Origin of the sequence: Paraburkholderia phymatum STM815 (assembly GCF_000020045.1) — a bacterium.
Lineage (GTDB): Bacteria > Pseudomonadota > Gammaproteobacteria > Burkholderiales > Burkholderiaceae > Paraburkholderia > Paraburkholderia phymatum.
In genome coordinates this window covers 3393148-3416964 of sequence record NC_010622.1, presented here as the reverse complement: position 1 = coordinate 3416964, position 23817 = coordinate 3393148, and the positions used below count along the sequence as shown (strand labels likewise).

Below are 23817 nucleotides of genomic sequence, written 5' to 3'. Positions count from 1 at the left end.
CGATGAACCGCATTATGAAAAACAAGTTGTTCTGGCTGTTCCTGGTCGTGATGTTCGCCTTGCCCGTGTTGCCGCAGCCGATCCGCGTACCCGAATACTGGGTGACGTTGCTCAACTACATCGGACTGTATTCGATTGTGGCGATCGGTCTTGTGCTGCTGACGGGTATCGGCGGCATGACGAGCTTCGGGCAGGCGGCGTTCGTCGGCGTCGGCGCCTATACGACGGCGTATCTGACGACCCAGCTAGGCGTCTCGCCGTGGCTCGCGCTGATCGCCGGTGTCGTGCTGACGGCGCTGATCGCGTTGCTGCTGGGCGCAGTGACGATGCGGCTGTCCGGGCACTTCCTGCCGCTCGGAACGATTGCTTGGGGCCTCGCACTGTTCTTCCTGTTCGGCAACATGGAGATGCTCGGAAAGTACGACGGTATCAACGGGATTCCGGTGTTGAACGTGCTCGGTGTCAATCTCGAGTCCGGCCGCCATATCTATTACCTGATCTGGATCGTCGTACTCGGCGCGGTCGTGTCTGTTCAAAATCTGCTTAATAGCCGACCGGGGCGCGCGATTCGTGCGCTGCGCGGCGGCGGCCTGATGGCGGAGGCGATGGGCGTGAACACGGCGTGGATGCGGGTTGTGATCTTCGTCTATGCGGCGGTGCTGGCTGCTATTTCGGGCTTTCTATACGCGCATTTGCAGCGTGCGGTGAACCCGACGCCATTTGGTCTGAATCACGGCATCGAGTTTCTGTTCATGGCGGTGGTTGGTGGTGTCGCGCACGTATGGGGCGCTGTGCTTGGTGCGGCAATCCTGACGGTCCTGCAGGACTATTTGCAGACATTGCTGCCCAAGCTGCTGGGCGAGAACGGTAACTTCGAAATTATCGTCTTCGGCATTCTCATGGTGTTGCTGTTGCAATACGCGCGCCAAGGCGTATGGCCGTTCGTGGCGCGTAGTTTCCCGCGCGGCCCGCGTGCGCACGTTCCAGATCACGCGGACGCTTTGCCGCAGCGCAGCAAGCCAGCTACCGGGGAGCCGCTGCTAGTTGTCGATAAGGCCCGCAAGCAGTTTGGCGGATTGGTGGCGGTGAATGACGTTAGTTTCGAGGTGAAAGCGGGGCAGATTATCGGTTTGATCGGTCCCAACGGCGCGGGCAAGTCGACGACGTTCAACCTGGTCACTGGCGTGCTGCAAGCGACGAGCGGCGCGATCACGTTCCGCGGCGAGCGTATCGACGCGCTGAATTCGCGTGAGATTGTTAAACGCGGCATCGGCCGCACGTTTCAGCACGTCAAGCTGCTGCCGGGGATGACGGTCCTTGAGAACGTTGCGATCGGCGGGCATCTGCGCGGCCGCGCAGGCGTGTGGCGTAGCGTGGCTCGTCTGAATGGCGCCGAGGAAGGACGGCTGATGGCGGAGGCGGCGCGGCAGATTCGCCGGGTGGGTCTGGAAGAGCATATGTACGACGAAGCGGGCAGTCTCGCGCTTGGCAAGCAGCGAATTCTGGAGATCGCCCGCGCACTGTGCTGCGATCCGACGCTCCTGTTGCTGGATGAACCGGCGGCTGGCTTGCGCTATCAGGAGAAGCAGCAACTGGCGACGCTCCTGAGGAAGCTTCGCGAAGAGGGCATGAGCCTGCTGCTCGTCGAGCACGACATGGACTTCGTGATGAATCTGACGGATCGCCTGGTGGTGATGGAGTTTGGGACACGAATTGCGGAAGGCTTGCCACAAGACGTGCAGAACGATCCGGCGGTGCTGGAAGCCTATCTGGGTGGGGTGGAGTGATGGCAGATCACATGATGACGGCACCGATTCTCGAAGTAAGCAGTCTTTCGGTGCGGTACGGGAAGGTCGAGGCGTTGCACGGCGCGAAGATCGCGGTGCGCCCCGGGCAGATCGTCTCCGTGATTGGTCCGAATGGTGCAGGCAAGTCGACGTTGCTCAATGCGATCATGGGCGCGTTGCCAATAACGGGGCATGCAAAGGGCGGGGTGATGTATCGCAACGAGAACGTGAGCCATGTGCCCATCGAGAAGCGTGTCGCGCGCGGCATGTGCCTCGTGCCGGAGAAGCGCGAGTTGTTTGCCGGGATGACCGTCGAAGACAACCTGATCCTCGGTGCGTATCGCCGCAAGCGGGCCGGCGAGCGCGACTATCTCGACCAGCTCGAACCTGTCTTTCAGCTGTTTCCGCGCCTTAAGGAGCGTCGTAAGCAGGCGGCTGGAACGTTGTCGGGTGGTGAGCGGCAGATGCTGGCTGTTGGCCGGGCACTGATGGGCAAGCCCGATCTGCTAATGCTTGACGAGCCGAGCCTTGGCTTGGCGCCATTGATTGTGAAGGAGATTTTTCACATCATCAGTGCGCTACGGCAGACGGGGGTCGCCACGCTGCTGATTGAGCAGAATGCACGCGCCGCACTGCAGATTTCAGACTACGGTTATGTACTCGAAACAGGGGAACTTGCGCTAGAAGGCGAAGCTGACGCACTGGCCCAAAACCCACGCGTGATCGAGACCTACCTGGGGTTGACGAAGAAAGTCGCGTAGTCGACGGAATCTTTGGCGATTTCGCTGTCAAATGAGCGGCGTGTTTCACGTGAAACACGCCGTTTTTTTTTTATGCCGGTCGTACGGAATTCGGGCCAAAAGCGAACCCGCTATAATTTCGCCCATACTTTTCTTTTAGGCTCACGCTGGATCCCGCGTGAGATCCGCGATGCTTTATCCCACAGAGTTTGACGTAATAGTCGTTGGTGGCGGTCACGCCGGCACAGAAGCCGCGCTCGCGTCCGCGCGTATGGGCAACAAGACGCTCTTGCTGACCCACAACATCGAGACCCTCGGCCAGATGAGCTGCAATCCGTCGATTGGTGGCATTGGCAAAGGCCATCTGGTAAAGGAGGTCGACGCGCTTGGCGGCGCGATGGCAGCTGCCACGGACGAAGGCGGCATCCAGTTCCGCATCCTGAACTCGTCGAAGGGACCCGCTGTTCGGGCGACTCGCGCACAGGCTGACCGTATCCTCTATAAGGCTGCCATCCGTCATCGCCTGGAGAATCAGCCGAATCTCTGGCTTTTCCAGCAGTCGGTCGACGATTTGATGGTCGAAGGCGACCGTGTTGTCGGTGCTGTGACGCAGGTTGGCGTCCGTTTTCGCTCGCGTGCCGTCGTTTTGACGGCCGGCACGTTCCTTGACGGGAAGATCCACGTCGGCCTCAACAACTACACCGGCGGCCGGGCAGGTGATCCGGCAGCTGTGTCGCTGTCCGCACGTCTGAAGGAGTTGAAGCTCCCACAGGGGCGGCTAAAGACGGGGACGCCGCCGCGCATCGACGGCCGTACGATCGATTTCTCGAAGCTTGAAGAGCAACCGGGCGATCTCGATCCGATCCCGGTCTTCTCATTTCTCGGGCGGGTCGAGCAGCACCCACGACAAGTACCGTGCTGGGTGACGCATACCAACGCCCAGACGCACGACATCATCCGTAGCGGTTTGGACCGTTCGCCGATGTATACGGGCGTTATCGAAGGCGTTGGACCGCGGTATTGTCCTTCGATTGAGGACAAGATTCACCGCTTTGCATCCAAAGAGTCGCACCAGATCTTCCTGGAGCCGGAAGGACTGACCACTAACGAGTTCTATCCGAACGGTATCTCGACGAGCCTCCCTTTCGACGTACAGCTGGAACTGGTTCGTTCGATGGTGGGGCTGGAGCACGCCCACATCCTGCGACCGGGCTACGCCATCGAGTACGACTACTTCGATCCGCGCGGGCTGAAGGCCTCGTTGGAGACGAAGGCTATCAGTGGCTTGTTCTTCGCCGGGCAGATTAACGGAACCACAGGTTACGAAGAGGCTGCTGCCCAAGGTTTGCTGGCGGGCATCAATGCCGGCCTGTACGTTCAGAGTAAAGGACCGTGGTGTCCGCGCCGCGATCAGGCCTATCTGGGCGTGCTGGTAGACGACCTCGTAACCCGCGGCGTCTCGGAGCCGTATCGCATGTTCACGAGCCGTGCCGAGTACCGCTTGAGCCTGCGCGAGGACAACGCGGACATGCGACTGACCGAGATTGGCCGCGAGTTGGGTGTGGTTGATGACGTTCGTTGGGACGCATTCAGCCGCAAGCGCGACGCTGTTTCACGTGAAACAGAACGACTGCGGACCACGTGGGTCAATCCGAAGACGCTTTCATCTGAGGAAGCTACCGCCCTGCTGGGCAAGCCGATCGACCACGAATACAGCCTCGCTGACCTGTTGCGACGTCCGGGCGTTTCCTACGACGGCATTTGCGGATTGCGCGAAGGTACTTGCGGACCGGACGAAGCGCTGGCCCACGACGACGTGCTGCTCGCGCAGATCAAGGAGCAGATCGAAATCGGCGTTAAATACCAAGGGTATATCGAGCGGCAAGCCGGAGAAATCGAGCGAAACGAAGCACATGAGAACACCCGGTTGCCGGAAAACCTAGACTACACGGAAGTTCGTGGGTTGTCCTTCGAAGCGCGTCAAAAGCTGACGCAATTTCGGCCCGAAACGATCGGTCAGGCGTCGCGCATTTCGGGCATCACGCCGGCCGCGATCTCCTTGTTGATGGTTCACCTCAAGCGCGGCCTAGGTCGGCGAGCGCCCAGGCCTGCTGGCGCCGGTAACGACAACTCTCCGGTGGCTCAATGACGGCGCGGTCGGATGCAGTGGTGAGCCGTCAAGCGCTCGTCGGTTTGCTGGATGAGGGCGTGCATGAGTTGGGATTCGACCTTCGCGCAGATCAGAAAGGCAAACTGCTCGACTATGTCGCGTTGCTGGCCAAGTGGAATGCCGTCTACAACCTGACGGCGATCCGCGATCCGCGGCAAATGCTAATTCAGCACATCTTGGACTCGCTCTCGATTGTTCCGCATCTGGCTTCGCTCGAACGGGCGTCGGCGCTTGATGTCGGCTCAGGCGGTGGCCTGCCGGGTATCGTGCTGGCGATCGTATTCCCCGCATGGTCGATCACGGTCAACGACATCGTCCAGAAAAAGTCCGCCTTTCAGTCCCAAGTCAAAGCTGAACTCGGCCTGACGAATCTGTCCGTGGTGACCGGACGTGTTGAAAGATTGCAGCCAGGCGTAGAGGTCCCGGGAAAGTTTGATGTGATCGTCTCGCGCGCATTCGCAGAACTCGCGGATTTCGTTACACTGGCCCGTCACCTCGTTGCTGACAATGGTGCGATCTGGGCGATGAAGGGCGTGCGACCCGATAAGGAAATCGAGCGCTTGCCCGAAGGCGCACAGGTCAAGCAGGTGATTCGTCTGAAAGTGCCATCGCTGGATGCCGAACGGCATCTGGTCGAAGTCGCGGTAGGCTGAATTCCGATTGGGATTTCAATTAAACAGGCTGCAAAGGGGCACCTAAAAGATGGCAAAAATCTTCTGCGTTGCGAACCAGAAGGGTGGAGTCGGCAAAACGACGACTGCGGTCAATCTCGCCGCGAGCCTCGCATCGCAGGGACAGCGGGTCCTGCTCATCGATCTCGATCCGCAAGGCAACGCCACCATGGGCAGCGGCATCGATAAGGCCGCTTGCGAGAACACGGTTTATGAAGTCCTGGTCGACGGCGTGTCGGTCGCCGATGCGCGAGTGAAGCCCGAATCCGTTTCATATGACGTATTGCCGGCGAATCGCGAGCTGGCAGGCGCCGAAGTCGAACTCGTCAGCATGGAAAACCGCGAGCGCCAGCTCAGAGAAGCGCTCGCACATGTGGTAGAAGACTACGACTTCGTGCTGATCGACTGTCCGCCGGCGCTGTCGCTGCTGACGCTCAATGGCCTGTGTGCCGCGCACGGCGTCGTGATTCCGATGCAGTGTGAATACTTCGCACTCGAAGGTTTGTCGGATCTCGTCAACACCATCAAGCAGGTTCACGCGAATCTGAATCGCGACCTGAAGGTAATCGGCTTGCTGCGCGTGATGTTCGATCCGCGCATCACGCTGCAACAGCAGGTGTCGGACCAGTTGAAGGAGCACTTTGGCGACAAGGTGTTCGACGTCGTCATTCCGCGGAACGTGCGACTTGCCGAGGCGCCGAGTTACGGCTTGCCAGGCGTCGTGTTCGACCGCGCGTCGCGCGGTGCGCAGGCTTATGTGCAATTTGGCGCGGAAATGATCGAACGGGTGCGTGCGCTATGACGCTGCGCCAATCATCCAAAGCGGATCGAGGAACCACGATGAACGCAGTAGCACGAAAAAAAGGACTGGGCAGGGGGCTGGAGGCACTGCTCGGCGGAAGCGCGGACATCACGGAAGCGGTAAAGATCGATGGAGCGCCTCACACGCTGCCACTCGACAAGATGCAGGCGGGCAAGTACCAACCACGTACACGCATGGACGAGGGCGCGCTGCAGGAACTGGCGGCCAGCATTCGTGCGCAGGGTTTGATGCAGCCGATTCTCGTGCGACCGGTGTCGCCTGAAAAATTCGAGATCATCGCTGGCGAGCGGCGTTTTCGCGCGGCGCGCCTGGCTGGTCTCGACGAAGTGCCTGTACTGGTGCGCGACGTGCCCGATCAGGCCGCGGCCGCGATGGCGCTCATCGAGAACATCCAGCGTGAGGATCTGAATCCGCTCGAAGAGGCGCAAGGCATCCAGCGTTTGCTCGATGAATTCAGCTTCACGCATGAACAGGCAGCCGAATCGGTGGGCCGCTCACGCAGTGCAGTGTCGAATCTGCTGCGTCTATTGAACCTGGCTTCGCCCGTTCAAACGATGCTGCTTGCCGGCGACCTCGACATGGGCCACGCGCGTGCACTGCTCGCCGTCGATGCAGCCACGCAAATCACGCTCGCGAATCAGGTCATCAACAAGCGGATGTCCGTCCGCGAAACCGAAAAGCTGGTCACCGCTACCACGAAGGCGGCGCCTGCTGTGAAGGCAAAGCCAAATAACGATGGCGGCCGTGACACGCGTCGGCTCGAAGAGGAACTGTCGGATCTGCTCGCCGCAACGGTGAAGATCAAGCTTGGACGTCGTGGGCGAGGACAGGTGCTGGTCGATTTCGGCGACCTCGACGCGCTCGAAGGTATTCTCGCCCGTTTGCGTGGCAACGCCACGGCTGCGTAAATAGCCATTCCAATGCCGGCCGCCGAGCGAGTCCTAAAAACCAACCGAAACCTGCTGAGCGCGATCATTCACTATGTAGCGACAGAGCCGGTGCTGACCGTGCTCGTCGTTGCACTAATCGCGCTGCAGGTTTTTCATCCGCGCCCATTCGCATCTCTGCCTGCGCTGGTTGACTGGCAGACAGTCATGACGCTCGCCGGGCTTCTGATTCTGACGAAGGCTGTCGAATATTCAGGATTCCTGATGTGGCTTGCGCATCGAGTCGTCCATCGTATTCGGTCGCAGCGGGCGCTGGCCTATTTGCTCATCGCGCTCGCCGCTGCGCTGTCGACGGTGCTGACCAACGATGTTGCGTTGTTCGTCGTCGTGCCGCTTGCGTTGTCGCTGAACGAGTTGACGCCCCTGCCGCTTAAGCGGCTCGTCATTTTCATCGCAATTGCCGTCAATGCCGGCTCGATCCTCACGCCGTTAGGCAATCCGCAGAATCTGTTTCTCTGGCAGACGAGCGGCGTGTCATTTGGCGGATTCGTGCTCGCGCTCGCGCCGTTGTGTGTTGTGTTGATGGCGATGCTGTACGCGGTGGCGACGGTGTCGTTCAAGCGCATTCCGCTGGATCTGTCGAAGGATACCGAACCGCATCCTGTCGATCGGCCGTTGCTGGGTGTTGCAGTCCTGCTGTTCACAGCATTTGTCCTGCTCGCTGATGCTCACCGCGCGGGCATTGGGCTGATTGGCGTCGCTCTCGGATTCGTTTTTTGGCGCCCGCGAATTGTTCTGAAGATCGACTGGCTTCTGCTGCTGATCTTCGTGTTCATGTTCGTCGTGTTAAGAAGTGTCGCGGCGTTGCCGTGGGTGCACGGCGCAATCGGACAGTTGCACCTCGTGACGCCACTGCGCGCCTATGCTGCGGGCGCAGTGCTATCGCAGTTCATCAGTAATGTTCCCGCAGCCATCATGCTGGCCGAGTTCTCCAAAGACTGGCGAGCACTAGCCTTCGGCGTCAGCGTCGGCGGATTCGGATTCGCGATCGGTTCGCTCGCGAACCTGATTGCAATGAGGCTTTCAGGAGAGCGCGGCATGTGGGCGCAGTTTCACCTGTTTTCGATCCCGTTTTGGGTCGTCAGCGGCCTCGCCGGCGCGTGGTTGCTGTTGCATTTTTGACACTTGTGCAGACGGGGAAAATGCGCTTCATAGTGCGTCGCCATGGGACAGTACGGCACCCATTTCCCCGTCTCCCGCGACCGCCTTACATTTCTCGTCCGATGCCCTGAAAATCGGCATCTTCCCGTATCCTGAAGCGCCGTTTCACGCCGGTTATTGGCTGGCCTAAAGTCTTGAATTGCCTGCAACTATCGCTTACAATCGCCCGGATTTATTTGCTAGGTAATCCCGTAAGCGGTGCGAAAGCCCGCCGGCTGAACAGGACTCTGCGGAACACTGCAATGGCGGTTAAAGCGTCGAACCAAACGCCGCAACAGCGGCACGACGAACACCGCGAAAATCGCAACGGTTCGCAGGCACCCGACGGTCAGCGCGAAACGCACGACGACGCATGGGATGTCGAGCAGCAAGATAACAATATCGTTCCGCTCACGCGGGCTGAAGCCGAAAAGCTCTTTGGCCCGAATGTGAGTCGTCCATCGCGCGTTACACCGGTGAAGGTCGTAATTGCGCAAATGGTTTTGTCCCTGGGTGCGACGCTGTTGTGGTGGCTGTTCTACAAGCCGCCGGGCGACGCTGCGCTGTCCGCCTTCCTGGGAGGAGCGATTTGCTGGGTGCCGAGCGCATTGTTCGCGGCACGTCTTAAGAAGTTGAGCGGCGCCGAAACGGTAATGAGCTGGATGATCGGTGAAGCGCTCAAGATGGGGACAACGATTGCGATGTTCATTGCCATCGCATTCTGGTATCACGACGTACGGTGGATTCCGTTGCTCGTCACCTACCTCATCGCTCTCAAGACGTACTGGATCGCGCTCGCCTGGCGGTGATGCAGGCGAAACACTAGGCTGACGCAAGGCGTCAGTAACGAGGCGCGCGGGTTGGACAGAAGCCCGCGCTGGCGTGTTCCCGCAATACAGCATTGCGGCGGGAGCGGCCCGGGAAGATTTTCGACAATTTGGGTGGCATTAACGATATGGCAGCTAGCGAAGGAACGCGCGCTCTGGATCCGTCCGAGTACATTGCGCACCACTTGCAGAATTTTTCCACCGCTCATCAGACGTCGATCTTCGACATCCACGTCTGGAATCTCGATACGCTCTTCTGGTCGATCGTATGCGGTCTCGTCACCATCCTGGTTCTGCGTCTCGCCGCACGTAAGGCGACGTCCGGCGTGCCGGGCCGTTTCCAGTGCGCGATCGAAATGCTGGTCGAAATGGTTGAGGATCAATCGAAGTCGATGATCCACGGCAATCGCGCATTCATCGCACCGCTCGCGCTGACCGTGTTTGTCTGGGTCGCGCTGATGAACTCGCTCGACTTTCTCCCCGTCGACCTGCCGGGCCGCGTGATCGACCTGCTCGGTCTGTCGGGCGTCATCTCGCACCACCGTATCGTTCCGACGGCCGACCTCAACGGCACGATCGGGATTGCGCTCGGCGTGTTCGTACTGATGATTTACTACAACTTCAAGATCAAGGGCGCTGGCGGCTTTGTGCACGAACTGCTGTCCGCTCCGTTCGGCTCGCATCCGCTGCTGTGGATCCCGAACCTTGCACTGAACATCATCGAGTTCGTCGCGAAGACGGTCTCCCTCGGCATGCGGCTGTTCGGCAACATGTACGCGGGCGAGCTGTTGTTCCTGCTGATTGCCCTGCTCGGCAGCATCTGGAACTTCGGTGCGGACACGACGGTGCTTGGCTTCATCGGCCACGTGATCGCAGGCAGCGTGTGGGCAATCTTCCACATCCTGATCGTTCTGCTGCAGGCGTTCATTTTCATGATGCTGACGCTGGTGTACATCGGCCAGGCACACGACGCTCACTAACCGGCGCGTCGCCAAAGAATCAGAGTTTCAAGAATCGTAGTTTTTTAAATCCCAGTTCCAAAAAAGACTTTTCACAAGGAGTGATCATGCAAGCTTTCATCGCCAACATCCAGGGTCTGACCGCCATCGGTATCGGCATCATCATCGGCCTGGGTGCAATCGGCGCCTGTATCGGTATCGGTCTGATGGGCGGCAAGTACATTGAAGCATGCGCTCGCCAACCGGAACTGATGAACCCGCTGCAAACCAAGATGTTCCTGCTGGCTGGTCTGATCGACGCGGCGTTCCTGATTGGCGTTGGTGTGGCAATGCTGTTTGCGTTCGCGAACCCGCTGCTGTCGAAGCTGGCAGGCTGAGGTTCCTCGGAAGTGCGCGCCTGACCTATAACTGGTAAGAGCGCAAAGCGGAACGGGCACTAAGGCGCTGATCGACCACTGAATCGATGAGCGCCTTGCCGTTTCCCCCTCCGATCAAGCAACGTTTAAGGAAACACCGTGAATCTCAACGCAACCCTGTTTGCGCAAATGGTCGTGTTCCTGATCCTCGCGTGGTTCACGATGAAGTTCGTGTGGCCGCCGCTGATCAATGCCCTCGACGAGCGCTCGAAGAAGATCGCCGACGGTCTTTCGGCCGCTGAAAAGGGCAAGCTGGAACTCGAAGCCGCGCACAAGCGCGTCGACCAGGAACTCTCCCAGGCACGCAACGAAGGTCAGCAGCGCATTGCTGACGCTGAAAAGCGTGCAGTCGCGGTCGCCGACGAAATCAAGGCACAGGCTCAGGCTGAAGCAGCGCGCATCATCGCTCAGGCAAAGGCCGACGCCGACCAGCAGATCGTAAAGGCGCGCGAAGCGCTGCGTGGCGAAGTCGCCGCGCTCGCCGTGAAGGGTGCCGAACAGATCCTGAAGCGCGAAGTCGACCAGGCGGCTCACGCCGACCTGCTGAATCAACTCAAAGCCGAGCTCTGATCATGGCCGAACTTGCAACCATCGCCCGTCCGTACGCAGAAGCGCTGTTTGGCGTGGCCGAAGCTGGTGACATCGCCGCCTGGTCCACGCTCGTGCAGGAGCTGGCACAGGTTGCGCGTCTGCCCGATGTGCTGTCGATTGCCTCGAGCCCGAAAGTCAGCCGTGCACAGATCAGCGACCTGCTGCTGGCCGCGGTGAAATCGCCGCTCAAGGACAATGCGCAAGCGAAGAATCTGGTTCAGATGCTGGTCGACAATCATCGTCTGCCGCTCTTGCCGGAAATCGCCACGCAGTTCGAAGAGTTGAAGAACGCCCGCGAAGGTGCGGCCGATGCGTTGATCGTCAGCGCATTCCCCCTCGAAGGTGCGCAGCTGGACGGCCTCGTCGCAAGCCTCGAACGCAAATTCAAACGCAAGCTGAAGCCGACGGTCCAGGTGGACTCGTCGCTGATCGGCGGCGTTCGCGTGACGGTCGGCGACGAAGTGCTCGATACCTCGGTCCGCGCGCGGCTCGCCAGCATGCAGACGGCTCTGACCGCCTGAAGCCCTCACGTGGTTGTGGCGGCTGGCACGCAACAGAATTGACTATCAGGAGCGAATAATGCAACTCAATCCCTCTGAGATCAGCGAGCTGATCAAGAGCCGGATCCAGGGCCTTGAAGCGAGCGCAGACGTTCGCAACCAGGGTACCGTGATCTCCGTGACCGACGGTATCGTGCGTATCCACGGCCTGTCGGAAGTGATGCAGGGCGAAATGCTCGAATTCCCGGGCAACGTGTACGGTCTCGCGCTGAACCTCGAGCGCGACTCGGTCGGCGCCGTGATTCTGGGTGAATACGAAAACATCTCGGAAGGCGACATCGTCAAGACGACGGGCCGCATTCTCGAAGTGCCGGTGGGTCCGGAACTAATTGGCCGCGTGGTCGACGCGCTGGGCAACCCGATCGACGGCAAGGGTCCGATCAACGCAAAGCTGACGGATGCAATCGAAAAGATCGCCCCGGGCGTGATCTGGCGTAAGTCGGTGTCGCAGCCGGTGCAAACGGGCCTAAAGTCGATCGACTCGATGGTGCCGATCGGCCGTGGCCAGCGCGAGCTGATCATCGGCGACCGCCAGTGCGGCAAGACGGCCGTGGCAGTCGACGCGATCATCAACCAGAAGGGCAAGGACCTGATCTGTATCTACGTCGCGATCGGCCAGAAGGCTTCGTCGATCATGAACGTGGTTCGCAAGCTCGAAGAAACGGGCGCGATGGCATACACGATCGTCGTCGCAGCTTCGGCTTCCGAGTCGGCTGCGATGCAGTACCTCGCGCCGTACGCCGGTTGCACGATGGGCGAATACTTCCGCGATCGCGGCCAGGACGCGCTGATCGTTTATGACGACTTGACCAAGCAGGCTTGGGCATACCGTCAGATCTCGCTGCTGCTGCGCCGTCCGCCGGGCCGTGAAGCATATCCGGGCGACGTGTTTTATCTGCACTCGCGTCTGCTGGAACGTGCTGCTCGCGTCTCGGAAGAGTACGTCGAGAAGTTCACGAACGGCGAAGTGAAGGGCAAGAGCGGCTCGCTGACGGCGCTGCCCGTCATCGAAACGCAGGCAGGCGACGTGACGGCGTTCGTTCCGACGAATGTGATCTCGATTACCGACGGCCAGATCTTCCTGGAAACCGACCTCTTCAACGCAGGTATCCGCCCGGCTATTAACGCTGGCGTGTCGGTGTCGCGCGTTGGCGGTGCGGCTCAGACGAAGGTTGTGAAGAAGCTGTCGGGCGGTATCCGTACCGACCTCGCACAGTACCGTGAACTGGCAGCATTCGCGCAGTTCGCATCGGACCTCGATGAAGCGACCCGCAAGCAGCTCGAGCGCGGCCGCCGCGTGACGGAACTGCTGAAGCAGCCGCAGTATCAGCCGCTGCAAGTGTGGGAATTGTCGGTGTCGCTGTTCGCAGCGAACAACGGCTACCTCGATGATCTGGAAGTGTCGCAAGTTCCGGCCTTCGAAAAGGGCATGCGCGAATTCCTGAAGTCGAAGCATGCTGACCTGGTCAAGCGCATCGAAGACAATAAAGACTTGTCGAAGGACGACGAGGGCGCGCTGCACGCCGCACTCAAGGACTTCAAGAAGTCGGGCGCTTATTGATCCGCGAGTGATCCGCAAGGCATAAACGGACCTTGAAGCAGCGTGGGCGCGTGAAAGCGCGGTAACGCTGCTTCGATCAAGGAGCAAGCAATGGCTGGAATGAAGGAAATTCGCGGAAAGATCAAGAGCGTGCAAAACACGCGCAAGATCACGAAAGCGATGGAGATGGTGGCCGCATCGAAGATGCGCCGCGCTCAGGAGCGCATGCGCGCTGCTCGCCCGTACGCCGACAAGGTCCGCGATATCGCTGCGCACATGAGCAGTGCGACGCCCGAGTACCGTCACCCATTCATGGTGTCGAACGAAGGGGCGAAGTCCACGGGCTTCATCCTTGTCACGACTGACAAGGGTCTGTGCGGCGGTATGAACACGAACGTGCTGCGCGCGACGCTCCAGAAATTCAAGGAGCTGGAAGGCCAGGGCAAGACGGTCGAAGCGACGGCAATTGGCGGCAAGGGTCTCGGTTTCCTGAACCGTCTGCGCGCGAAGGTCGTGTCGAACGTCGTGCAACTGGGCGACACGCCGCATCTCGAGAAGTTGATCGGCGCGGTGAAGGTTCAGCTCGACATGTACTCGGAAGGCAAAGTCTCGGCCGTGTACCTTGCGTACACCCGCTTCGTCAACACGATGAAGCAGGAGCCGGTGATCGAGCAGCTGCTGCCGCTGTCGACGGAACAGTTCGAAGCCAAGGACGACAAGGATAGCCCGACGCCGAATACGTCCTGGGACTACATCTACGAGCCGGACGCGCAAACCGTCGTCGACGAACTGCTGGTGCGTTATGTCGAAGCGCTGGTCTATCAGGCCGTCGCGGAAAACATGGCATCGGAACAGTCGGCACGGATGGTCGCGATGAAGGCCGCTTCCGACAATGCGAAGACGGTCATCAACGAACTGCAGCTCTCGTACAACAAGAGCCGTCAGGCAGCGATCACGAAGGAACTGTCGGAAATCGTCGGTGGCGCCGCGGCAGTCTGACGAGATGTCGACACGCGGAAGCGCCTTTGGCGAGTCCACCGAAACTGCGCCGTTGCGCGAGTGAAGAATTGAGTATCTAAAGGAAAAGCGATGAGTACTACTGCTTTGGTAGAAGGCAAGATCGTACAGTGCATCGGCGCGGTGATCGACGTGGAATTCCCGCGTGAGCACATGCCGAAGGTTTACGACGCGCTCATTCTCGAAGGTTCGGAACTGACGCTCGAAGTCCAGCAGCAGCTGGGCGACGGCGTCGTCCGTACCATCTGTCTGGGTTCGTCGGACGGTCTGCGCCGCGGCGTGATCGTCAAGAACACGGCCAAGCCGATTAGCGTGCCCGTCGGCAAGCCGACGCTCGGCCGCATCATGGACGTGCTGGGTCGTCCGATCGACGAAGCCGGCCCGATCGCGAGCGACAACATGCGCTCGATCCACCAGAAGGCGCCGGCGTTCGACGAACTGTCGCCGTCGACGGAACTGCTTGAAACGGGTATCAAGGTTATCGATCTGATCTGCCCGTTCGCGAAGGGCGGCAAGGTGGGTCTGTTCGGCGGTGCCGGCGTGGGCAAGACCGTCAACATGATGGAGCTCATCAACAACATCGCGAAGGAGCACGGCGGTTACTCCGTGTTCGCGGGCGTGGGCGAGCGTACCCGCGAAGGGAACGACTTCTACCACGAAATGAAGGACTCGAACGTTCTCGACAAGGTCGCGCTGGTGTACGGCCAGATGAACGAACCGCCGGGCAACCGTCTGCGCGTCGCGCTGACGGGTCTGACGATGGCCGAACACTTCCGTGACGAAGGCCTCGACGTGCTGTTCTTCGTCGACAACATCTACCGTTTCACGTTGGCCGGTACGGAAGTGTCGGCACTGCTGGGCCGTATGCCTTCCGCAGTGGGCTATCAGCCGACGCTGGCTGAAGAAATGGGCAAGCTGCAAGAGCGTATTACCTCGACGAAGACGGGCTCGATCACGTCGGTTCAGGCCGTGTACGTCCCTGCGGACGACTTGACGGACCCGTCGCCGGCTACGACATTCGGCCACCTGGACGCAACGGTCGTTCTGTCGCGTGACATCGCTTCGCTGGGCATCTACCCGGCTGTCGACCCGCTCGACTCGACCTCGCGTCAGATCGACCCGCACGTGATCGGCGAAGAGCATTACTCGATCACGCGTGGCGTTCAGCAGACGCTGCAGCGCTACAAGGAATTGCGCGACATTATCGCGATTCTGGGCATGGACGAACTGTCGCCGGAAGACAAGCTGTCGGTCGCGCGCGCTCGCAAGATCCAGCGTTTCCTGTCGCAGCCGTTCCACGTGGCTGAAGTGTTCACGGGCTCGCCGGGCAAGTACGTGCCGCTGAAGGAAACGATCCGTGGCTTCAAGATGATCGTCGAAGGCGAGTGCGATCACCTGCCGGAGCAGGCGTTCTACATGGTCGGCACGATCGACGAAGCCTTCGAAAAGGCCAAGAAGATCCAGTAAAGGCTGGGTGTAACGAAGCGGGCGCCGGCTCGCGCCTGGTTGCCGCCGCAAAAGGGGGCAGTCGGCGAAGCGGGCGCCTCGTCCTACGCTCAACCATGGGACCGGAGTAAGACGCTGAAGCGCCAACTCTGGTCGACAGGAGTCGACATAAATGGCAACCATCAAGGTAGACGTCGTCAGCGCGGAAGAGCAGATCTTCTCGGGCCAGGCGAAGTTCGTTGCGCTCCCGGGCGAAGCGGGCGAACTCGGCATTCTGCCGGGTCACACGCCGCTCATCACGCGGATTCGTCCGGGTGCGGTGCGCATCGAATCGGAAAATGGCGAAGAAGAGTTCGTGTTCGTCGCCGGCGGCATTCTCGAAGTCCAACCGGGCGCAGTGACGGTGCTGGCCGACACGGCGATCCGCGGCAAAGATCTCGACGAAGCAAAGGCCGAACAGGCTCGCAAGCGCGCGGAAGAAGCGCTGCAGAACACCGGCTCGAATCTCGAATACGCGACTGCGCAAGCAGAACTGGCGTACGCGACGGCTCAGCTGGCAGCGATTCAGCGTCTGCGCAAGCTGCGCGGACAGCACTAGGCAGCACAATCGAAAGCAGCCCTCGTGGCTGCTTTTTTTTGCCGATTGCTTGACGTTTACGGAAAGGTCAGCAGAATCATACCGACGCCCCGGAACAGCCAGAAAGCTGCGGGTAAGACTTGATGCCAAAGGAATAGGCGCCGCGGCACAATCGGTCGCAAAGTCATTTCAATGCTGCGATTCACCTCTGGAGACAGGACTATGGCAACGCAAGCTGCAGGAGAGGGTGCACTCATCGAACCGAAAGACGGACTCTCGTATGTGCGCGGTTCGACCGAAGTCCCGCTCAGCGAGTCGACTGTCGGACAGTTCCTCGTCGACACGGCGCGGCGCTTTTCCGAGCGCCCGGCAGTCGTGTTCCGAGAGCAGGAAATTCGCTGGAACTGGGGGGAGTTTCAGCAAGAGGTCGACATTTTGGCTGCTGGTTTGCTGGAACTTGGAATCCAGAAGGGCGATCGGGTCGGCATCTGGTCGCCGAATCGAGTCGAATGGTTGATGACGCAGTTCGCGACGGCGCGGATCGGCGCCGTGCTTGTCAACATCAATCCCGCTTATCGTCTTGCTGAGCTCGAATACGCGCTGAACAAGGTGGGTTGCAAAGCCATCATTTCGGCAGAGAAGTTCAAGTCCTCGATGTATCTGCAGATGCTTCAAGAACTCGCGCCGGAACTGGCGACGGCGACGCCGGGCGATCTCCACGCTGCCCGACTGCCTGACTTGCGCATCGTCATCCGGATGTGTGACACGGAAACGCCCGGCATGTTGACGTTTTCGGACGTCATCGAGCGCGGCCGCACTGCGCTTGATCCTGCAAAGCTCGATGCAATCGGCGCCACGCTCGATCCGAACGACCCCATCAACATCCAGTTCACGAGCGGCACGACCGGCAACCCAAAGGGCGCGACGCTGACGCACCGAAACGTCGTCAACAACGCGCGCTATATCGCGATGGCCATGCGGCTGACGGAAGAAGATTCGCTGTGCATTCCGGTGCCGCTGTATCACTGTTTCGGCATGGTTCTCGCGGTGCTGGCATGCGTGTCCGTGGGCGCCGCGATGGTGTTTCCCGGCGAAGCGTTCGAGCCGGGCGCGACGCTCAGGGCTGTCTCCGAAGAGAAATGCACAGCGCTACATGGCGTACCGACGATGTTCATCGCTGAGCTCGATCACCCCGATTTTGCGACCTTCGATCTCACCCGTTTGCGCACCGGAATTATGGCCGGATCGCCATGCCCAATTGAGACGATGAAACGCGTCGTCTCCCAGATGCATCTGGCAGAAATCACGATCGCTTACGGAATGACTGAGACCAGCCCGGTCTCTTTCCAGAGCTCGACTACGGATCCTTTGGACAAGCGGACTACGACAGTCGGCCGAATCCAGCCCCATCTGGAAGTGAAGATTATCGATCCGCTTGGCGATATCGTGCCTGTTGGCGAAACGGGTGAGTTGTGCACACGCGGCTATTCCGTGATGAAGGGCTATTGGGGAGACGAAGCCAAGACGCAGGAAAGCATCGTCGACGGATGGATGCATACGGGCGACCTCGCCACGATTGATGCGGATGGTTATTGCAACATCGTCGGTCGCCTCAAGGACATGCTGATCCGCGGCGGTGAAAATATCTATCCGCGCGAGATCGAGGAATTTCTGTTCCGCCACCCCAAGATCCAGAGCGCGCAGGTGTTCGGCGTGCCGGATGCGAAGTATGGCGAAGAGGTATGCGCGTGGGTCGTGTTGCGCTCAGGCGAGCGACTTACGGCCGAGGACTTGCAGGAATTCTGCCGAGGCCAGATCGCACATTACAAGATTCCCAAATACATCCGTTTCGTCGACGAACTGCCGATGACGGTGACGGGCAAGGTTCAGAAGTTCGTTATGCGCGAGCGGATGATCGATGAGCTGCATCTAAAGGAAGACAAAACGGCGTAGCGGGGCACGGATCTCGGCCGCAAACACCAAAAACGCCGTGTGCAGGCCACACGGCGTTTCGCTTTCAGGCGGAAGGTGTCTGCTCGCGCGCAGTAGCTTGATGGCGCGCAAACGTTTGGCAAGACAAAAAAAAAGCGGGCCTGGAGCCCGCTAAAAACCACACGCTACGGGGTTAGCGCGAGGAGACCATTGGAGGAACCGGATAATCGGCATGATCTAAGCCGATCACGACTCCAGCAGAGATGCCCCTTTGAAGAGCTTCGACGTTTGCATCGACCGATCAGGAAACTACCCGGCCGCATCCTTGCTGAACCCGTGAAAGGCATTGTGGGCGAATTACCCTATGGCCGCGGTAACAAAGTGTTTCAGGTTGTAACGCCCGCCAGATAAGGCGCGGCGGGATTTTTTGCGCACGCGCGGTCGGCAGGAAGTATATATTGCCGCTCACTGTCACCCCGAGCGGTGGGATTTTGCAGTTCCCTTGCACCTTTTCTTGCACCGCGCCACGGCATCGAAACGCTAGGTTGTTCTCTCCCTGGTTGGGCAATCGCAAGACGCAACGTACTCATTCGGATTCCACGCCGGTCCATTGAAAACTGTCGTTTGCCGCAGATGTGCGCGGACGCTGCGCCGCCGCATCAAGCGGGCGCCTGCTACGCACTTCCGGTGCAGGCGAGCGCGCTCAAGCAACGAGTGCCTCTCGCCGGCCGCCCGCCCCGTCGGTAAGTGCGACCGCCCCGGCCGTCACAAATTCGGCGTTACTTCAGCCATTTGTCGGATATGGATTGATATTCGCCTGTCGCGCGCGCCAGATGCAGCCACTGGTCGACATATTGCTGGAATACCACATCGCCGCGCGGCACCAGCCACGCTTTCTCTCCATACTGAAACGGCTTGTCCGGATGCACCGAACACAATCCGGGGTTGAGCTTTTGCTGCAACAAGGTCTCGGACGCGTCCGTGACCATTACGTCGGCCTTTCCGGCAAGTATCTGCTTGAAGATCGTCACGTTATCCGGATACACGGTGAGCTTCGCATGGGAAAGGAACTGCCTGGCGAAGCGCTCGTTGGTGCCGCCCGGATTGAAAATTACGCGCGTGGACGGCTGATCGATCTGGGCGACCGTCTGATACTTGTCTACATCGTCGCAACGCACGATCGGCGATTTGCCGTCCACCTGATATGCAACCGTGAAGAAAGCCCGTTTTTGCCTGTCGAGCGTAGTGGATACGCCGCCCACGCCGACATCGCATTTCGACACAAAGTCGTTCATCAGATTTGACCACGACGTCTTCACGAACTCCGCTTTCACGCCGAGCGACCTTGCCAGCGACTCGGTCATGTCGATGTCGATTCCCTCGAACTGCCCGTCCTGCTTGTAGAACGAATACGGTTTGTAATCGCCCGTCGTGCAGGCCCGCAAGGTGCCGCGAGCGAGAATCTCGTCAAGCCTCGAGGCTGGCGCGGGTGCGGCAGTTTGCGCATGGACCGCGCCCGCACAGACGAGCGCGCTAACAAAAAGCATGGTGGCTTTCTTCATCGAGTCTCCTTTATCGTTGTTTATCGTGATGCAACGGAGTGGATCATAGTCCGCGCAACTGTCCGTGACCATTGATCTAAGGGCATAGGACAAATAGCAATTGCCAGGATTACCAAGGCGGCGCCCGACGCTCACCGGGTAAAATGCGCTTTTGCCTTCCTTCAGTCGCGAGCAACGTGGCCCACAACCTCCTCAACGACACCTTTCTACGCGCGTTGATGCGCGAGCCGACCGAGTACACGCCGATCTGGCTGATGCGCCAGGCGGGACGTTATCTGCCGGAATACAACGCGACGCGTAGCCGCGCGGGGAGCTTCCTCGGGCTGGCGAAGAACCCCGACTACGCGACGGAAGTTACGCTGCAGCCGCTCGAGCGCTATCCGCTCGACGCCGCCATTCTTTTTTCCGACATTCTGACCGTCCCCGACGCAATGGGCCTGGGTCTGGACTTCCAGGTCGGCGAAGGGCCGAAGTTTGCGCACCCGGTACGCACTGAAGAAGATGTCGCGCGCCTCACCGTGCCGGACATCGATGCCACTCTGCGCTATGTGACGGATGCCGTGCGCCAGATCCGCACCGCGCTGACCGACGCGCAAGGCCGTCAGCGCGTGCCGTTGATCGGCTTCTCGGGAAGTCCGTGGACGCTCGCCTGCTACATGGTCGAAGGCGGCGGCTCCGATGATTTCCGCACCGTAAAGTCGATGCTCTATGGCCGCCCTGACCTGATGCATCGCATCCTGGAGGTCAACGCGAAGGCCGTAGCTGCCTATCTGAACGCGCAGATCGAAGCAGGCGCGCAAGCCGTGATGATTTTCGACACGTGGGGCGGGGCGCTCGCTGATGGCATCTATCAACGCTTTTCGCTGCACTACATCCAGCAGGTCGTGCGCCAGTTGAAGCGCGAACACGACGGCAATCGCGTGCCAGTCATTACCTTCACGAAGGGCGGCGGCCTGTGGCTCGAAGAAATCGCGGCGACGGGCGTCGATGCCGTCGGTCTCGACTGGACCGTGAATCTGGGCAAGGCGCGCGAGCGCGTCGGCGGACAAGTCGCGCTTCAGGGCAATATCGATCCGTCCGTGCTGTTCGCGCCACCGTCTACGATTCGCATCGAAGCTCGCGCGGTGCTCGACAGCTTCGGCAACCATCCGGGCCACGTTTTCAATCTCGGACATGGCATCTCACAGTTCACCCCGCCGGAACATGTGGCGGAACTGGTCGACGAAGTGCATCGGCATAGCCGTGCGATTCGCGCGACAGGCGGCAGGGGCGCCGCGTAAAGCTGCGGTGTGTATGACGTTTGTGTTGCAATGCAGCGACGCGGTCTGCCGGCCGAAGGGGAAAATTGCGTTCCAAAGGCCGTCGCAAGGCTCTCTTCGCATTGTCAAGACTTGACTTATGCACATTCGTCACGCTGCGGCGCGGTAGAGGGATAGATCGTCGCAGCTACCTTGAAATGTACCTGGAAATCTGGTGCGTGCCTTGAAGAATAAGGGCTTCCGGGTTCGTAAGAGGAATGTGCGCTGTCCCACAAAGAGCCCGCAACGACGCGCTCCGCGGGTCATCAAGCCCAGGTTTTCAACAAAGTTATCCACAGGACGGCGAGGCCGGGCGCAATTGTCGATGCAAAATCAAAACTTAGCGCTGAATTTGAAGTTTTACTTTAAGTGTGGCAGCCGCAGCATCGGTCCTGTGAATAACTCTTTCCGCCGACATCGTTCATGCGGCTCGAAGCGCTGACCGACACCTTCGTCCGCGTTGCGCTCGATCATCCGTTGCCGACGCTTTTCGACTACCGCTGCGACGGCGCCTGGGCGCCGGCGCCGGGCATGCTCGTCAGCGTGCCATTCGGCAAGCGGCATATCGTGGGGCTCGTCATGGAAGTGACCGCTTACAGCGACGTGCCTGCCGATCGCATCAAATCGGTCCACAGCGTCTGCACCGCGTGCCCGCCGCTGTCGGAGCATTGGCTGCAACTCGCGCAATTCGCCGCCGACTATTACCAGCGCGGCATCGGTGAAGTCGCGCTGCCCGCGCTTCCGCAGGCGCTGCGTGATGCGCCGCGCTGGACGCGCCTGCTCGCGCCCGAGGAACGCTATCGCCTGCTGCCTGCGGGCCGCGCGGCGTTGCCCGGCGCGTTGCCTGCCCGCGCTACCGCGCTGCGCCGTCTTGCAGCCGCGCTGGCTGAAGCGGAGTCGCTGCCAGCCGTCGATGCGCGCGCGCTGCATCCCAAGGCCACCGCGACGCTGGAAGCGTGGCAAGCCGAAGGCTGGGTCGCGCTTGACGTGCTCGATCCCGCAGCGCCACGTCCAGCGCAGGATCACACGCCGCAAAGCGTGTCGCTGCCGACACTCACGGACGAACAGACGACCGCGGTCGAAGCGATCCGCGACGTGCAAGGCTTCGCGCCGTTTCTGCTGCACGGCGTAACGGGCAGCGGCAAGACGGAGGTGTATCTGCGCGCGTTGGCTGGCTTGCTGGCCGCTAATCCCAACGCGCAAGCGCTCGTACTCGTGCCCGAGATCAACCTGACGCCGCAGTTCGAAGCGGCGTTTCGAGCACGTTTCGCGTCGATGGACGATGCCGAAATCGTCACGCTGCATAGCGGTCTGGCCGAAGGCGAACGCGCCCGCAACTGGTTCGCCGCGCACACGGGACGCGCGCGCATCGTGCTGGGTACGCGGCTCGCGGTGCTGGCGTCGTTGCCGCATCTCGCCATGATCGTCGTCGACGAGGAGCACGATCCCGCTTACAAGCAGCAGGAAGGTCTGCGCTATTCCGCGCGCGATCTGGCGATCTGGCGGGCGAAACAGCTCGCCATTCCCGTCGTTTTGGGATCGGCGACGCCTTCGCTCGAAAGCTGGTGGCAGGTCGATCAGGGACGCTACAGACGGCTCACGTTGTCGCGCCGCGCCGTTGCGGATGCCGTGTTGCCCACCGTCCGGCTCGTCGATCTGGAAGATGAACGCAGGCGCGGGCGCGCGTCGGTGGAAGGTCTGTCCGGGCCGCTGATCGCGGCGCTAAAAACGCGTCTCGAGCGTGGCGAACAAAGCCTCGTGTTCCTGAACCGTCGCGGCTACGCGCCGCAGCTGGCGTGCGACGCATGCGGCTGGGTCGCGGGCTGCCCGCGATGCAGCGCCTATGCGGTGCTGCATAAGCCGGAACGGGCGCTGCGTTGCCACCATTGCGGCTGGGAAGCACGCATTCCACGCTCGTGTCCGGAATGCGGCAATGTCGATATAGCGCCGCTCGGACGCGGCACGCAGCGCATCGAAGAGGCGCTCGCCAGCGCGGTTCCGGGTGCGCGCGTGCTGCGCATCGATGCCGACAGCACGCGCCGCAAGGGCAGCGCGCAGGCGCTGTTCTCCGACGTGCATGCGGGCGAAGTCGACATTCTGGTCGGCACTCAGATGATCGCGAAGGGGCACGATTTCCGTCGCGTGTCGCTGGTCGGCGTGCTGAACGCGGACACGGCGCTCTTTTCCCACGATTTCCGCGCCAGCGAGCGCCTGTTCGCGCAACTGATGCAGGTAAGCGGCCGCGCAGGCCGCGCCGGATTACCGGGTGAAGTGCTGGTGCAAACGCGTTACCCGACACACGCGCTGTATCACGCGTTGGCTCGCCAGGATTACGTTGGCTTTGCCAATTCGACCCTTTCCGAACGGCGCGACGCGCATCTGCCGCCCTTCGTCTATCAGGCGATGCTTCGCGCCGAAGGACGCACGCTCGACGCCGCGCTCACATTCCTGCAACAGGCGGCAACGGCGTTGACCGACATCCCCGCTGCGAGCCGCGTGACCGTGTACGACGCGGTACCGCTCACCATCGTCAAGGTGATGCACGTGCATCGCGCGCAATTGCTGGTGGAGAGCGCGTCACGCGCTGCGCTGCAGGCGACGCTGCGTGCGTGGCAGCCGCTGCTGCGCACGCTGAAAGGCGTGCTGCGCTGGAGCATCGAAGTCGATCCGCTGGACATCTGACTCGCGCTCCAACAAGTGGCGATCGCGCGCCGTCTCCGCGCAAATCCATTTAAGTCATATCGATCAAACGAAAGGTCGTTTCGTTTGGCGAGATCGCTCGACTATATTTCGCCGAATCGGCGCATGAATAAC

General features: G+C 60.4%; 20 protein-coding genes. 19 read left to right on the top strand and 1 reads right to left on the bottom strand.

Annotated features, from left to right (window positions below):
- The first annotated feature begins 2 nt into the window (after nucleotides 1–2).
- From BPHY_RS15490 to BPHY_RS15410, 17 genes are all read left to right on the top strand, one after another.
- Nucleotides 3–1787 (top strand): branched-chain amino acid ABC transporter ATP-binding protein/permease, encoded by a 1785-nt coding sequence (locus tag BPHY_RS15490; RefSeq protein ID WP_012402388.1) that lies wholly within the window; start codon nucleotides 3–5, stop codon nucleotides 1785–1787.
- On the top strand, nucleotides 1787–2548 hold the full coding sequence (locus tag BPHY_RS15485; RefSeq protein WP_012402387.1) for an ABC transporter ATP-binding protein: 762 nt from the start codon (nucleotides 1787–1789) through the stop codon (nucleotides 2546–2548). Before BPHY_RS15490 ends, BPHY_RS15485 begins: the two co-directional genes overlap by 1 nt.
- 169 nt (nucleotides 2549–2717) lie before the next feature.
- Complete coding sequence (gene mnmG / locus BPHY_RS15480) at nucleotides 2718–4676, top strand: tRNA uridine-5-carboxymethylaminomethyl(34) synthesis enzyme MnmG (RefSeq protein WP_012402386.1); 1959 nt, start codon at nucleotides 2718–2720, stop codon at nucleotides 4674–4676.
- On the top strand, nucleotides 4673–5350 hold the full coding sequence (gene rsmG / locus BPHY_RS15475; RefSeq protein WP_012402385.1) for a 16S rRNA (guanine(527)-N(7))-methyltransferase RsmG: 678 nt from the start codon (nucleotides 4673–4675) through the stop codon (nucleotides 5348–5350). Before mnmG ends, rsmG begins: the two co-directional genes overlap by 4 nt.
- A 49-nt stretch (nucleotides 5351–5399) precedes the next feature.
- A complete protein-coding gene (locus BPHY_RS15470; RefSeq protein WP_012402384.1) occupies nucleotides 5400–6170 on the top strand; it encodes a ParA family protein in 771 nt (256 codons plus the stop codon).
- Between the two features lie 38 nt (nucleotides 6171–6208).
- Entirely contained in the window at nucleotides 6209–7099 is an 891-nt protein-coding gene (locus tag BPHY_RS15465; RefSeq protein ID WP_041763646.1) for a ParB/RepB/Spo0J family partition protein, read from the top strand.
- A 12-nt stretch (nucleotides 7100–7111) separates the two neighbouring features.
- Nucleotides 7112–8260 (top strand): SLC13 family permease, encoded by a 1149-nt coding sequence (locus BPHY_RS15460; RefSeq protein ID WP_012402382.1) that lies wholly within the window; start codon nucleotides 7112–7114, stop codon nucleotides 8258–8260.
- A 281-nt stretch (nucleotides 8261–8541) separates the two neighbouring features.
- Complete coding sequence (locus BPHY_RS15455) at nucleotides 8542–9087, top strand: ATP synthase subunit I (RefSeq protein ID WP_012402381.1); 546 nt, start codon at nucleotides 8542–8544, stop codon at nucleotides 9085–9087.
- A 146-nt stretch (nucleotides 9088–9233) separates the two neighbouring features.
- Nucleotides 9234–10085, top strand: coding sequence for a F0F1 ATP synthase subunit A (gene atpB, locus BPHY_RS15450; RefSeq protein WP_012402380.1), 852 nt, complete (start codon nucleotides 9234–9236; stop codon nucleotides 10083–10085).
- Between the two features lie 86 nt (nucleotides 10086–10171).
- Nucleotides 10172–10441: a F0F1 ATP synthase subunit C gene (gene atpE / locus BPHY_RS15445; protein ID WP_007180033.1), complete on the top strand. Its 270-nt coding sequence runs from the start codon at nucleotides 10172–10174 to the stop codon at nucleotides 10439–10441.
- A gap of 138 nt (nucleotides 10442–10579) precedes the next feature.
- Nucleotides 10580–11050: a F0F1 ATP synthase subunit B gene (locus tag BPHY_RS15440; RefSeq protein WP_012402379.1), complete on the top strand. Its 471-nt coding sequence runs from the start codon at nucleotides 10580–10582 to the stop codon at nucleotides 11048–11050.
- A 2-nt stretch (nucleotides 11051–11052) separates the two neighbouring features.
- A complete protein-coding gene (locus tag BPHY_RS15435; RefSeq protein ID WP_012402378.1) occupies nucleotides 11053–11592 on the top strand; it encodes a F0F1 ATP synthase subunit delta in 540 nt (179 codons plus the stop codon).
- 58 nt (nucleotides 11593–11650) lie between these two features.
- Nucleotides 11651–13192 (top strand): F0F1 ATP synthase subunit alpha, encoded by a 1542-nt coding sequence (atpA, locus tag BPHY_RS15430; protein WP_012402377.1) that lies wholly within the window; start codon nucleotides 11651–11653, stop codon nucleotides 13190–13192.
- 90 nt (nucleotides 13193–13282) lie between these two features.
- The gene (atpG, locus tag BPHY_RS15425) at nucleotides 13283–14170 is read left to right on the top strand and encodes a F0F1 ATP synthase subunit gamma (protein WP_012402376.1); all 888 of its coding nucleotides are present in this window, start codon (nucleotides 13283–13285) and stop codon (nucleotides 14168–14170) included.
- 90 nt (nucleotides 14171–14260) lie between these two features.
- Nucleotides 14261–15655: a F0F1 ATP synthase subunit beta gene (atpD, locus tag BPHY_RS15420; protein WP_012402375.1), complete on the top strand. Its 1395-nt coding sequence runs from the start codon at nucleotides 14261–14263 to the stop codon at nucleotides 15653–15655.
- A gap of 151 nt (nucleotides 15656–15806) precedes the next feature.
- Entirely contained in the window at nucleotides 15807–16232 is a 426-nt protein-coding gene (locus BPHY_RS15415) for a F0F1 ATP synthase subunit epsilon (protein WP_012402374.1), read from the top strand.
- A 201-nt stretch (nucleotides 16233–16433) separates the two neighbouring features.
- A complete protein-coding gene (locus BPHY_RS15410) occupies nucleotides 16434–18164 on the top strand; it encodes an AMP-binding protein (protein ID WP_012402373.1) in 1731 nt (576 codons plus the stop codon).
- 758 nt (nucleotides 18165–18922) lie between these two features.
- Here BPHY_RS15410 and BPHY_RS15405 read toward each other — a convergent pair.
- Complete coding sequence (locus BPHY_RS15405) at nucleotides 18923–19705, bottom strand: transporter substrate-binding domain-containing protein (RefSeq protein ID WP_012402372.1); 783 nt, start codon at nucleotides 19703–19705, stop codon at nucleotides 18923–18925.
- A 176-nt stretch (nucleotides 19706–19881) separates the two neighbouring features.
- Here BPHY_RS15405 and hemE point away from each other — a divergent pair, with 176 nt between their 5' ends.
- Nucleotides 19882–20985: a uroporphyrinogen decarboxylase gene (gene hemE / locus BPHY_RS15400; protein WP_041763645.1), complete on the top strand. Its 1104-nt coding sequence runs from the start codon at nucleotides 19882–19884 to the stop codon at nucleotides 20983–20985.
- A 441-nt stretch (nucleotides 20986–21426) separates the two neighbouring features.
- On the top strand, nucleotides 21427–23685 hold the full coding sequence (locus BPHY_RS15395) for a primosomal protein N' (RefSeq protein WP_012402370.1): 2259 nt from the start codon (nucleotides 21427–21429) through the stop codon (nucleotides 23683–23685).
- Nucleotides 23686–23817 lie beyond the last annotated feature (132 nt).